Genomic DNA, 11,793 nt, shown 5'->3' with positions numbered 1-11,793 from the left:
ATCAAATTCAATGATCTTGTTTTTCGCGTATGTGAAGTTGCCGCGGAACGAGAAAACGGAATGTCCGCCGACGGGCTGGCGATAAGTGAGCATGGTTTCAAACCCCTTGTTGCTCACTTTCCCGAAGTTCTGGAACGGCGACTGCCGGAAGCCCGCCGCACCGGAAACCGTACGCCGTTGCACGAGGATATCGTAACGGTAGTTATCAAAGTAATCTGCCGTGATGTTCAGCTTGCCGCCGAAAAGCCCCAGGTCGGCGCCGTAGTTGCGCTTGGTTTCCGTTTCCCAGGAAAGCTCGGGCGACCGGAACCGGTCTTCCATCAATCCACTCAGCGCATTCAGTGCACCGCCCGCATTATCCCCCAGCGAAGCACCGGAAGCCCCTACGTAACCGCCGCGGTACAGGAAGCGGGAACCGCCGTACTGGTCATTGCCCGTAAGGCCGAAGGAAGCCCTGAACTTAACGCTGGACAGCACGTTGCGCAAGGCATCCGGATAAAAATCCTCGTTGCTGAGCGACCAGGCCACGCCCATCGCCGGGAACACGCCGTAGCGGTATCCATCCGCAAAAGCTTCGGAACCCGTGATCCCCACGTTCGCCTCGATAGAATAGCGGCGGTCGTAGGCATAGCTCAAACGGCCCACATACGCCATTTTCCGGAACGGCAGGCGGTCGCTGGTGAGCTGGCTTTCCTTTTTATAAAACAGCGCCATACCCGTTACGTCGTGCTTCTGCGCAAACATGCGGTTGTAGTTGAGGGACGCTTCCAGGTAAATATTTTTTGTCCCGGTCTGGCTGGTAGATCCAGTCGTAATCTCGCCGGTTCCGGTTTTGATCTGGGTATACTTCAGCCCGTTGTCGGCATCCCTGCCAGTAGCGTAAAAGGAGTTGATGGATTTGCCCGTACCTACGATGTAGGTGCCGTAAAAGTCATAGCTGGCGCTCACTTTCGCGGAAAGCCCCTGGGTCAGCACGTCCAGTTTCTGCTCCAGGTCCACCCGCGACTGGATATTGGTGCGGTACTCGTTGGTATACCCGGAATGGTTGAGCCGGTTGTAGGGATTGGAGCGGTTGTCGCTGGGGCGCGGGTGATCGGCCAGCGTTCCGTCAGAATATATCGCCGGGAACAAATACGGCGGCGCAATGGTGGCGATTTCGAAAATCCGGGCGGTTCCGGTGCCGGGATAATTGGTTTCGAGATACTGGCCGCTGATATCTACGCGCAACAGTGTTGTGGGCGATACATCGATGTCCACATTGCTGCGGAGGTTATAACGCTTCAGGTCGATATTGCTGCTGTACTGGGCCAGCGCGTTATCCTTGAACAGGCCGCTTTCCTTGTAGTAAGCGCCGGAAACGAAGAAGCGCGCCTTGCTGGTGCCGCCGCGGAAAGTGAGGTTGTGGCGGGTGTTGTAGGTGTGTTTCCGAAGGAGCATGCCCAGCCAGTTGTTGTCGGGATAGAGATCCGTATCTACGTGGCTGCGGTATTTGTCGATCAGTGCATCGTCAAAAATCGGCGCTTTGCCTTCGTTGGCGAGGGCTTCGTTGTAGGTAGACAGGTACTCGGCCGCGCCGGCGAACTGGGGCATGCGAAGCGGCGTGAGGTTGGAGTACTCGCCGCGATAAGTGATTTCCGTTTTCTGCACCCGGCCGCGCTTGGTGGTCACGAGGATGACGCCGTTGGCGCCCTCGGCACCGAATACCGCCGTCGCCGCCGCGTCTTTCAGTACGCTGAAAGTGGCGATTTCATTGGGGTCGATGTCATTAAAACTGCGGGGTACGCCGTCAACGAGGATCAGCGGATTTTGTACGCCGTTGTAGGTGCTGACGCCCCTGATCCAGAAGGTGGCGTTGTCGTAACCCGGCTCGCCCGTCCGCTGGAAGGAGATGATCCCCGGCAGCTGGCCCTGCAGGTTGTTGCTAAGGTTGCGGCCGCCGAAAGTCAGTTCTTTACCGCTGATGGTGCTCACGGAGCTCACCATGCTCGTTTTCTTCTGCTTGGCATAGCCTACCACCACCACATCGGTTCCGACGGTGATGGATTTCTGCGCCAGCTTTACGAACACATCGTCGTTGCTGGTCACTTCGTAGTTGACATCGCTGTAATTGATATGAGAAATGAACAGTTTGTCGCCCAGCGCCACGCGGAGGGCAAAGCGGCCGTCTTTATTGGTTTGGGTGCCGTTGCCGGAGCTCCGGTTCAGGATGGATACCCCTTCGACGGGGGTATTGTCTTCCGCGTTGGTGATCACGCCGCGGATGGAAAATGTATCTGCGGCGGCGGTTTGCGCCTTGTTGCGGGAAGCGCCGGCTTGTTGCGGGTCGCGGACGATCGTAATGGTTTTGCGGGAGATAGAATACCGGAGGGCCTGCCCGTCCAGGCACTTATCCAGCGCAACTTCCAGCGGTACGTTGGTAACGCGGATGCTGACAGGTTTTACATGTGCGAGGAGGCTCGCGTCATAGAAAAACACATACCCTGTTTGTTTTTTGATCTTGCTGAAGATGCGCTCCAGCGCAACGTTCCGCTCATCCAGCGTCACCTGCTGGCCTAAGCCGGATGCGCTGGCGGAAAGGCATAAGGATAATAAGAAAAGGGGAATGAGCCTGGCAAGGCGACGGACGGCATACGACAGCCATCGATGCTGACAGAACATAGTTAAGTTCATGGCCTTCATTTGATTTTTGGTTGAAAAATGCGTATCTGTTAAAGAATGTGGTGTGCGTTTTTCTTGACAAGGGCCGGCCATTCCGGCAAAGGAATCCCCTTACCATCATTTGGTGATGGCCGGCCCGATCATGTCTCATGGAATTACAGTGAATGAATTGACTTACCGATACAATCAATATGCGCGGTGTGGCGCTTTACTTTCTTACAATTATTTTATCGCCGTCGATTTTAAACCTGACTCCGTTTGTTTCCAGGATCTGCAACGCCTGTACCAGGCTCAAATCGCGTTCTATTTCTCCCATAAATTGTTTGGCCGGGATACCCGATTCATACTCGAACTCGACGTTATACCATCTGGATAATTGTTTCAGGACTTCGGGCAGGCTGGATTTCGAGAAATGGAAGTACCCGTGTTTCCAGGCCACAACAGCCTCCAGGTCCACACTATCCACTACTTCGATTCCCCCGGCCCCGCGCTGGTTGTTGCCGACAATCGCCTGTTGCCCGGGTTTGAGCAAGCTGCTGCCTTCCCCTTTATATACACTAACGGCGCCTTCGATCAGGGTAACCTGCATATTGGGATTGTCTGCATGCGCGTTCACATTAAAATGCGTACCGATCACGCGGATGCTGGCGGCGGCGTTGTCCACGAAAAATGGCTTTTGCGCGTTGCGGGCCACTTCGAAAAATGCTTCACCCGAAACGGACACCCTCCTTTCCGCGCCCGGGAAAGAAACGGGATAGGTGAGCGAAGAGCCTGCATCCAGCCAAACCCTCGTACCATCGGACAGCATTATTTTCACTACCCTGCTGCCTTTGGGGTTTGTAAGAGAGTTGTATTGCATTGTCTCGCCAGCGGGCGCTGCACCGGACTCGTAGGCCAGGTCGCCGCTGCCGTTCTTTATGAGGTTAACGTCGCCCTGGCTGGCCAAAGTGCCAGTGCCGGCACTGTCGAGAAAGATGACATCGCCGTTGGATAGCGTGATGGTGGCTATATTATGTTGCGGTGCGGATAACTCCGCCAGCCTTGGCTGCCTGTCGCCGTTACCCTGGCGGGATATCAGCAGCAGGCCGCCGGCGCCGATCAGCAAGGCGATAGCGATGGATGCGGCGATGGCGCGGGAGCGGGTAAAAAGCCGCCTAATTTTTGGTGCAGCGGCTGGTGTGCTATTGATTTGCCGCATGAGCCGCGCTTCCATCAGCTGCCCCAGGGCTTCCTTTTCACCTTCTTCCCATTCCTCCTCTCCTGTTTCCACTAATTTCAGGTACCAGCGTTCCACCCACACGTTTTCCGCGGCGGTGGTTTTGCCTTCCCTGTAGCGTTGCAAGATTTCTTTAGCCTGTCCGACGTTCATGTTTCAAGTGCTTGTACATAATATTGTCCGGCGAAAATGAGAGAGGGGGTATACGCCGGAAAGATTTTTTTTTAATCAAGCAAGGTGAGGATTAAAAGCGGTACGGAAACCGAGCTTTGCTCGAGTGCGGACCGGACTAACGACAATGCGTGCCGGATATGCTTTTTGACGGTTTCAGTGGAAATGCCCAGTTGGGCGGCAATTTCTTTGTGGCTAAGATTTTCCTGCCGGCTGAGTTTATATACCGTTTGCATTTTAGACGGCATGCGGGACACGGTGTGGCGGATGAGTTCCTGCACCTGCTTCACCTGTAATCCTATTTCCCCGCTTTCTGAAAGCGTGTCGCCGGAGGCGTCGGTCAAAAGGGAAATATAATCGTGGCGGACGATATTCTTTTCGATATAGTGAATCGCCTTGTATCTGACGCTGGTTTGCAGGTAAGCCGCCAAGGAGCCCTGGATATCCAGTTCGGCGCGACGGTTCCAGAGGGAGAGGAATACGTCCTGCACGATGTCGGCGGCTTCGGTTTTGCACCGGATGGCCCTGGCTGCGGTAACAAGGAGCGGTTCCCAATAGCGCCGGTAGATGGCGGTAAAAGCGTCGATTTCGTCCCTGGCGATCAATGCCAGCAGGTCATCATCAGCATATTGTAGGAGCGCTTTTCTCACCGCCATTCAGATTTCATGTCAATAGGAGAAGGCAAAATAACCTAGCTACGTATACTCATGCTTACCTTATTTTCACATTTGTTGGTATAAAATTGTCTTGAAGAGGTAATTACCGGGGTAGATAAATGAACAACCGCTTGACGGTAACAGAGCTGCAGTGATGTTCAAAACCCAATAATGTGCTATTTTAGTTGCCGGCGAATTAATCCTAATTTGCATTTGCTTCCGACGGCTTCTTGTTTTGACACATTTACTTATCAAATGATAGAACTGTTTCCAAAATTAACAGGAGGTCCGGTCCTCATAGTTTGAGCAATCCGCCCCAACGCAAAACCAAATGCGCAAAGTGACAAGAAGATTCAACATCGCATTAAATAGCGCCGTATTGACAACCAGGTTTGTTCTTCATGAAAATAAGCCAATATTATCCGTCTTTCATCATGAAGAAGATGGCATCTGGGAATTTATCGGAGATGATATTTGCGCCGATGACAGCGATTACCTGGTCATCTCACTGGACGAAATAATTAACCTGGATACGTCGATTCTGGAGATTTCCGAACTTCCCGCAGGTAAATCCGCTCAAAGAGCTGGGAAAAATCAACCATGGATCATCCGGTAATATTAAAACACGCCAATAAAACAGATTAAGTTTATGGATGCGATCGTATCACAACTCACTGCCAATGTGGAACCCAATGAAATACTTGACGAAATCGCAGCGCAACAAATATTGAAAGAAATGGATTTCGCCGTCCCCGCAGATTATGTAGAATACATGTTCCTGAAAAATGGTGGAGAAGGAGCTATTGGCGAAGAAGGATACATCCGGCTCTGGATGTTGCAGGAACTTATGGAAGCAAACCAGGACTATGCAGTTCAGGAATTTGCGCCCGGTCTATTCTTAATCGGTTCCGACGGAGGAGATGCCGCTTATGGACTTAGAAAGGACGACCTTGCCTTTATCGAAGTTCCCTTCATCGGCATGTCTATTCATGAGGTGAAAGTGCTGGGTTACGATTTCGCCGAATTCTTACAGGCGATCGCCAATCGAGGTCTGTAATAAAAATACATACATCTTTATGTCAGTAGAAATCTTATTAAAAAACTTTGGCTTGACCGCAGCTCCTGATACTTCGGAAGTGTCAAGATTGTGTGTAAAGGCGGATTTTAAACTTGATTCGGATTACATCGATTTTATATCGTCGCATAATGGCGCCTCAGGCATATTAGGTATTCAAAATCTAATACTTTGGAATATAGAAGACGTATGTGCGCTAAATCCTTACTATGATCCAGTACAAGACAAAGGACATTCAAATCAATTTTTCTTTATTGGCTCAAATGGAGCGGACGCAGGATACGCAATCTGGAAGGCAGACGGCGTTTTTATTGAGATCCCTTTTATCGGCATGGAAGACGAGGTACCGAATGAATTGGGGATCGGCTTCAAGTCATTCTTACAACTCTTATCAAAAAGCGTATAGTACTCTGAACTTTCGTTGCATTATAGTCCGGATTGCGATTTCTTTTCAAAATCATCCATTCAAGGTTAATTTTTGATAATTGCGGCATCTTCATTCCATTATCTTTATAGGCGATCTCAATCTACCAATATGATTCGCATCTTTGCTGCTTTATTTATCACGATCGCCTGCTGGCATTCAGCCGCAGCGCAATCCCCTGTCCGCATCGCCTGTGTGGGCAACAGCATCACGTACGGTTCCGGCGTGGCCGACCGGGATCACAACAGCTACCCGGCGCAGTTGCAAAACATGCTCGGGAAAGGTTATACGGTCGGGAATTTCGGGCAGAGCGGTGCCACCGCGTTAACAGAAACCAACAACTCGTACAGGGATTCGAAGGCGTATGCTGATGCCATCGCCTTCCGGCCTGATATCGTTTTCATCAAGCTGGGCACCAACGACAGCAAGCGCCGGTACGCCGGGGAGCATGGCAGATTTGAAGCCGATTACAAATCGCTGGTGGCCGCCTTCCGGCAGCTGCCTTCAAAACCCAGGGTAGTCGTGTTATTACCGGTAGCCTCGTTCGTGACCGATACGGCGTCCGACAATGCCATCTACCAACGTTCGATTCAGCAAAATATCGTTCCGTATATCCGGAAGATCGCGTATGAGGAAAAACTGGACATCATCGACCTGTATCCCTTGTTCGCAGACAAGCCCGATCTCTTTCCCGATAAAATCCATCCTTCCTCACTCGGCGCCACGCTGATCGCCAAACGCCTGTACGAACAGGTGACCGCCAAACCCGGCACGCCTTTCGATATTTTCACGCGGATAAAAGAGCGTAAGCAATTCAGTTCCTTCCACGGGTTCGAATGTGCGGACTTCATATCCGGGAACCGCGCCTGCAAAGTGGTAAAACCGAAGACGGCCGCGCCTGGCAGGCCCTGGATCTGGCGCGCGCGTTTCTGGGGGCATGAGCCGCAGCTGGACATTTCGTTACTGGAAAGAGGTTTCCACGTGGCGTATTGCGATGTAGCCGAGCTCTTCGGCAATCCCGCCGCCATTAACGCCTGGAATCGCTTTTATAAACTGCTGACGGGCGCAGGGTTATCGGCGAAAGTTTCGCTGGAAGGCATGAGCCGCGGTGGCGTATATATTTACAACTGGGCGCTGGCCAACCCCGGAAAAGTGGCCAGCATTTATGCAGACGCGCCGGTACTAGACCTGAAAAGCTGGCCAGGCGGCCTCGGAAAAGGCCCCGGCAGCAAGGGAGACTGGGATACCTTCAAAAAAGATTACCAACTCGACGAAGCTCAAGCCACTGCATTCACCGGCTCCCCGCTCGACAATGCCGCCAATATCGCCCGTCTCGGCATTCCAATGCTGCATGTTGTGGGCGACGCGGATGAAGTGGTACCGGTGGATGAGAACACAGGGCCTTTCGAAGCGAAAATAAAAGCTGCCGGCGGCAATATCACCGTCATCCATAAACCCGGTGTAAAACACCACCCGCATAGCCTGCAGGACCCCACGCCTATCACCAATTTCATCCTCGCTTCCTCCGGCCGTAAAATCAACTTCGCGGCGATCCCCGCTCCCGGCGCGGAATACAGATCCGGCGCCGGATGGGCGGAAGGCAAAGGCTGGTGGCAGCAATTCGCCAATATCGACAGCCTCATTTCCGCGGGTGCACGTAAGGATATCGTTTTCCTGGGAAATTCCATTACACAAGGCACCGGCGGCCACCGGACCTACGTTCCTCAGAAACCCGGCTTCGCGGTATTCGACAGCCTCTTTGGACAATTCAAATGGGAAAGCGCCGGCATCTCGGGCGACAAAACGCAGAACGTACTCTTTCGCCTGCAGCAGGGCGCCATCGCCGCCGCGCCGCCCAAAGTGATCGCAGTATCTATCGGCGTCAACAACCTGCCCGCCGGCGACAGCCCGCAGGAAATCGCAGCGGGCATCCAGGCGATTGCAGAGTGGATCAACAAACGCCTGCCCAAAACGCAATTGATCCTCTCCGGCCCCTTGCCGACCGGTTTGCAGAAAGATTCGGAAAGGCGGAAGCAATACGATGCAATCCATGCCATCCTCGCTAAAAAAGCCGCCACGCAAAAGCGGTATACTTACTTCCCGCTGACAGCGGCTTTTGTGCAGGCTGATGGGAGCCTCAGCCTGGGTGACTACTCCGCAGACGGCATCCACCTTACAACAGGCGGTTACCGCAAATGGGCACTGGCATTGCAACCGGTGATCATGAAATACCTTGAAAAAATAAGGTGATAACAAAAAGGCCCGCTGATGAGAGCGGGCCTTTTTAATCACTAACTATCCTGCATGAGGGCAGACCGCCCTCCGTCTATGACATACGTTGTTCCCGAAACGAAGAAGGCTGCATACGGGCTTGCCAGAAAAGCACACCAGGCTCACGCCCTTGCCATCGCGCTCCAGGTAAGGCTTGCATAACCTGCCGAGTTGCCAGTGCGAGGTAAGGTTCAGGGATTGATTGCGTTCCCAATCCGCTTCCCCGCAATCGCTGGCGCCGGTAAATACATTTGCGCGTGCGCAGGAAACAACGATATCGATCCTACCATGCCTCGCGGCTACCTGTTCCACGAAATGTGCGAGCGCCTGCGTGTCCGTCACATCCAGCCGGGATGTTCCGTTTCCTCCGGAGAGATCGCATCCTTCCACCACGGCGTCAGCCTGCACGAGCGCCCGGCTGATCCCCGCCCCGATGCCTGATGCGCCGCCTGTTACGATGGCTACTTCGTTTGATAAATCGATTTCCAGTGGCATATCATTCCTTATTTGCAGGTAAAAACACAAGCTATCGTTTATTCCATCAGACGTAGAACCCCGGCTTTGGCTGGAGGATCCCCGGATGCTTTTCCATTTCTACTTCTAAAAGGTCTACTCCTAGCCCCGGGCGGTCGCTGAGCCGGAGATAACCGTTGCTGACCATATCAGCGATAGGATGCGTGATGACTTCATCGCGCCAGGGTACGTCGTTAAACATAAATTCCTGCCGGAAGAAATTTGCTACCGATGCGTAGACGTGCGCCGAAGCCAGTGTCGAAAGCGGGCCATTCGGATTATGCGGAGCGGTACTTTATTTCGCGCCGGCATTGGTGCTCAGTCTTATTTCCGGCACGCAGGAAGCGGAGGCCGTGCAATCGCTCTTTGCCAAAGCGTCGCGCGGGCTGCTCATCCAACATACCACGCACGACCTTATGCTGGAACTCCTGGATAAGATCACGGCGACAGAAGGATTGAGAAGATTCTCACTTTTCCTGGAAGCCATCGATCTGCTTTCCCACACCAGCGATTACGAATTCCTGGCCAGCGAGCATTACCACAATCCCATGACCGTAAAAGATGCAGGAAGGTTCAACGATGTTTATCACTTCCTCATGGCAAATTATCACCGCAAAATCTCGCTGGACGAGGTGGCAACCGTCGCAAAAAGGGTACCCACCGCCTTCTGCCGCTATTTCAAAGCCCGTACGCAAAAGTCGTTTGTCAGCCTTCTGCAGGAAATCCGTATCGCCCATGCCGTAAGCTCCTCCGGCAGGACGAACTATCCGTTATGCATGTGGCACCCGAAAGCGGTTATAACAATCTCGTCAATTTCAACAAATGTTTTCGCAACATCACCAGGAGGAGCTCCGGCGCGAGGGGCTGGAAGTTGACCTGAGGACCGTACGCGGCTGCCTTATTTCGGCAGCTAATTATTTCCTAACACGAAACTAATTTTCTTATTTGTTAATTTCGCAGTATTGAGTTTAATTAATCGTTAAAGAATATGCACCAGGAGCCTTCAACCGAAGCAGTCAACAGCGGCCAGCTCGTTTACCATAAAATCGGCGGCCTCATCCGCCGGTACCGGAAAGATAAAGGATTGAAGCTGCTCGACCTTTCCGGCGTCACGGGCATCAAATCCGCGATGTTGTCCAAAATCGAGAACGGGCGGATGCTGCCAACGATTCCCACGCTGTTTACCATCATTCAAAAGCTGGGCGTCAAACCGGAAACTTTCTTTGCTGAACTTAGCGCGGAAAACCATTTTCCGGGGTTCCTCCTCATGCGTAAAGAGCAGTACGCCAGTTACGAGAAGGAAGAAGGCGCGATCGGTTTCGAGTACCAGTCTATCCTCGAATATACATTCGAAAGCGGCGCGTTCCAGCTGTCGTTGCTGACGCTCAGGCCCGGCGCGCATCGCCCTGCCGTTACCACCGCGGCCTTCGAGCTCGTATTTGTGCTGCGCGGCAACCTTCAATACCAGTTGGAAGACCGCCAATTCGATCTGTCCGAAGGCGACACGCTGTTTTTCGACGGCAATATTCCGCACATGCCGGTGCATACCGAAAATACGACGGTTCAGTTGCTGGTGATGTATTTCTTTGCCGAAATCAGCAGATAAGCTGTCTCCAGCAATGTTTTAAACCGTTCGAAGATGGGGGGCGCTGGCGGCCTGTTTATCTTCCGTGTACGTCCGCAACACGGCATCGATGGCCTGGAGCTTTTCTTTCCCGGCGCCTTCTGCCAGCACCGGCTCCAGCGTTACGTAGTTGCAATGTTCGTTGATGGCCTGCTGAACGGTTTTGTACACCACGTTATCCTCGTTCACGGTAGTTCCTGCCAAGTCGAATATGATCATCTTAGTCATTGCTCTTGTTTTCTTAGGTTGATGCCAACGCGCAGGGGTTTGTGAGCCAGGGAATACTGAAAAGCCTGTTCCACGCCGCGTGCAGCCGCCGATCCCCAGGACCGACAAGCCCGCTTCCATGGCATCCGGCGAGCCGCTCATATCGAAAACGAGGTCGATGCCTTTGCCGTGGGTCCTGCTGCCTAGGGTTTCCTCCAGCGTGGCGGCGTTCTCCCGGAGGTTGAAGGGCTCATCTGCCCCGAAGCGGTCGTACGCTGCCGGAGGTAATCCGGAAAGGAGTGCCCGGGCCTTCGAAAAACGCCAACCGGCCTTGTAACGGTGTTTTCTCGTTCATTGCATATTTCCTTAAACGAAAGGAATATTTCTTATCAAGAAACTACTCTTTCGCATGTTAAATATTTGAATTGCCAGTTTAGTGTAAATTCTAATCCTCGTCGGGAAAATCCGGCACTAACAGAATAATGGCATTTCCTAAGTGTATTTTGACATTCAGGACATTAAGCGCTTGAAGGTTCGCCATTATTCTCATGGTCGGTTATCTTTATGGCTGTCTTTATTTGTTTTGTATGAAAAAATCACTCTTTCTACTGTGCGCCTGCGCTACTTTGCAGGCTTTGGGGCAGCAAACCAGCAACACCGTCGCCGTGGCGCCCGGCGATTCGCATGACGCCATTATCCGGAAAGCGGCGCACGTCGTTCCTACCCGGAACCAGTATGCCGCGTTGCAAAACGAGTTCATCGCGTTCATCCACTTCGGGCCGAACACCTTTACGCGGATGGAATGGGGTAACGGGAAAGAAGATCCCACCATCTTCTCCCTGCAAAACCTAGACACCGACCAATGGTGCGCGGCGATGAAAGCAGCGGGCATGAAAATGGTGATCCTCACTGTCAAGCACCACGATGGATTCGTGCTCTGGCAAAGCCGTTACACGAAACATGGCATCATGAGCACGG

At 52.7% G+C, this 11,793-nt stretch carries 12 protein-coding genes and 1 pseudogene; 7 read left to right on the top strand and 6 right to left on the bottom strand.

The window, feature by feature from the left end:
• From Q0510_RS24135 to Q0510_RS24125, 3 genes are all read right to left on the bottom strand, one after another.
• A partial coding sequence (locus Q0510_RS24135) for a SusC/RagA family TonB-linked outer membrane protein (RefSeq protein WP_298717653.1) occupies window positions 1-2,670 on the bottom strand: 2,670 nt, incomplete at its 3' end.
• A gap of 196 nt (window positions 2,671-2,866) precedes the next feature.
• The gene (locus tag Q0510_RS24130) at window positions 2,867-4,027 is read right to left on the bottom strand and encodes a FecR family protein (protein ID WP_298717650.1); all 1,161 of its coding nucleotides are present in this window, start codon (window positions 4,025-4,027) and stop codon (window positions 2,867-2,869) included.
• A gap of 71 nt (window positions 4,028-4,098) precedes the next feature.
• Window positions 4,099-4,695, bottom strand: coding sequence for an RNA polymerase sigma-70 factor (locus Q0510_RS24125; RefSeq protein ID WP_298717647.1), 597 nt, complete (start codon window positions 4,693-4,695; stop codon window positions 4,099-4,101).
• 346 nt (window positions 4,696-5,041) lie between these two features.
• Between Q0510_RS24125 and Q0510_RS24120 the strand changes: the two genes are divergently transcribed.
• The 4 genes from Q0510_RS24120 to Q0510_RS24105 all read left to right on the top strand — a co-directional run bounded on the left by Q0510_RS24120 (window position 5,042) and on the right by Q0510_RS24105 (window position 8,450).
• Window positions 5,042-5,317, top strand: a complete 276-nt coding sequence (locus tag Q0510_RS24120; RefSeq protein ID WP_298717644.1) for a hypothetical protein — start codon at window positions 5,042-5,044, stop codon at window positions 5,315-5,317.
• 33 nt (window positions 5,318-5,350) lie between these two features.
• Window positions 5,351-5,758 carry an SMI1/KNR4 family protein gene (locus tag Q0510_RS24115; protein WP_298717641.1) on the top strand — a complete coding sequence of 136 codons (408 nt, stop codon included), beginning with the start codon at window positions 5,351-5,353 and terminating at the stop codon, window positions 5,756-5,758.
• Between the two features lie 19 nt (window positions 5,759-5,777).
• Window positions 5,778-6,182, top strand: coding sequence for a hypothetical protein (locus Q0510_RS24110; RefSeq protein WP_298717638.1), 405 nt, complete (start codon window positions 5,778-5,780; stop codon window positions 6,180-6,182).
• Between the two features lie 129 nt (window positions 6,183-6,311).
• Window positions 6,312-8,450, top strand: a complete 2,139-nt coding sequence (locus tag Q0510_RS24105; protein ID WP_298717635.1) for a GDSL-type esterase/lipase family protein — start codon at window positions 6,312-6,314, stop codon at window positions 8,448-8,450.
• A gap of 45 nt (window positions 8,451-8,495) precedes the next feature.
• Here Q0510_RS24105 and Q0510_RS24100 read toward each other — a convergent pair whose 3' ends face one another.
• Together Q0510_RS24100 and Q0510_RS24095 are read right to left on the bottom strand one after the other, a co-directional pair.
• Window positions 8,496-8,966, bottom strand: coding sequence for an SDR family oxidoreductase (locus Q0510_RS24100; protein WP_298717632.1), 471 nt, complete (start codon window positions 8,964-8,966; stop codon window positions 8,496-8,498).
• 46 nt (window positions 8,967-9,012) lie between these two features.
• Window positions 9,013-9,261: pseudogene (locus tag Q0510_RS24095) on the bottom strand (enolase C-terminal domain-like protein); the annotation flags it as partial.
• 34 nt (window positions 9,262-9,295) lie between these two features.
• On the opposite strand from Q0510_RS24095, the gene Q0510_RS24090 reads away from it, so the two are divergent.
• Complete coding sequence (locus Q0510_RS24090) at window positions 9,296-9,859, top strand: hypothetical protein (protein ID WP_298717630.1); 564 nt, start codon at window positions 9,296-9,298, stop codon at window positions 9,857-9,859.
• 113 nt (window positions 9,860-9,972) lie between these two features.
• Window positions 9,973-10,590 carry an XRE family transcriptional regulator gene (locus Q0510_RS24085; protein ID WP_298717627.1) on the top strand — a complete coding sequence of 206 codons (618 nt, stop codon included), beginning with the start codon at window positions 9,973-9,975 and terminating at the stop codon, window positions 10,588-10,590.
• A gap of 18 nt (window positions 10,591-10,608) precedes the next feature.
• Here Q0510_RS24085 and Q0510_RS24080 read toward each other — a convergent pair whose 3' ends face one another.
• Window positions 10,609-10,836 (bottom strand): hypothetical protein, encoded by a 228-nt coding sequence (locus Q0510_RS24080; protein WP_298717624.1) that lies wholly within the window; start codon window positions 10,834-10,836, stop codon window positions 10,609-10,611.
• A 566-nt stretch (window positions 10,837-11,402) separates the two neighbouring features.
• Between Q0510_RS24080 and Q0510_RS24075 the strand changes: the two genes are divergently transcribed.
• Window positions 11,403-11,793 (top strand): alpha-L-fucosidase (locus tag Q0510_RS24075; RefSeq protein WP_298717621.1); only part of this gene is annotated, 391 nt, incomplete at its 3' end.

The sequence above is a fragment of the uncultured Chitinophaga sp. genome (assembly GCF_937874145.1).
GTDB lineage: Bacteria > Bacteroidota > Bacteroidia > Chitinophagales > Chitinophagaceae > Chitinophaga.
This window is presented reverse-complemented; position numbering and strand designations above follow the sequence as displayed.

Excerpts from the sequence above, each read along its gene's own strand:
- Q0510_RS24130 (WP_298717650.1), bottom strand. The coding sequence starts at position 4,027 with ATGAACGTCGGACAGGCTAAAGAAATCTTGCAACGCTACAGGGAAGGC.
- Q0510_RS24115 (WP_298717641.1), top strand. The coding sequence starts at position 5,351 with ATGGATGCGATCGTATCACAACTCACTGCCAATGTGGAACCCAATGAA.
- Q0510_RS24110 (WP_298717638.1), top strand. The coding sequence starts at position 5,778 with ATGTCAGTAGAAATCTTATTAAAAAACTTTGGCTTGACCGCAGCTCCT.
- Q0510_RS24105 (WP_298717635.1), top strand. The coding sequence starts at position 6,312 with ATGATTCGCATCTTTGCTGCTTTATTTATCACGATCGCCTGCTGGCAT.
- Q0510_RS24100 (WP_298717632.1), bottom strand. The coding sequence starts at position 8,966 with ATGCCACTGGAAATCGATTTATCAAACGAAGTAGCCATCGTAACAGGC.
- Q0510_RS24085 (WP_298717627.1), top strand. The coding sequence starts at position 9,973 with ATGCACCAGGAGCCTTCAACCGAAGCAGTCAACAGCGGCCAGCTCGTT.
- Q0510_RS24080 (WP_298717624.1), bottom strand. The coding sequence starts at position 10,836 with ATGACTAAGATGATCATATTCGACTTGGCAGGAACTACCGTGAACGAG.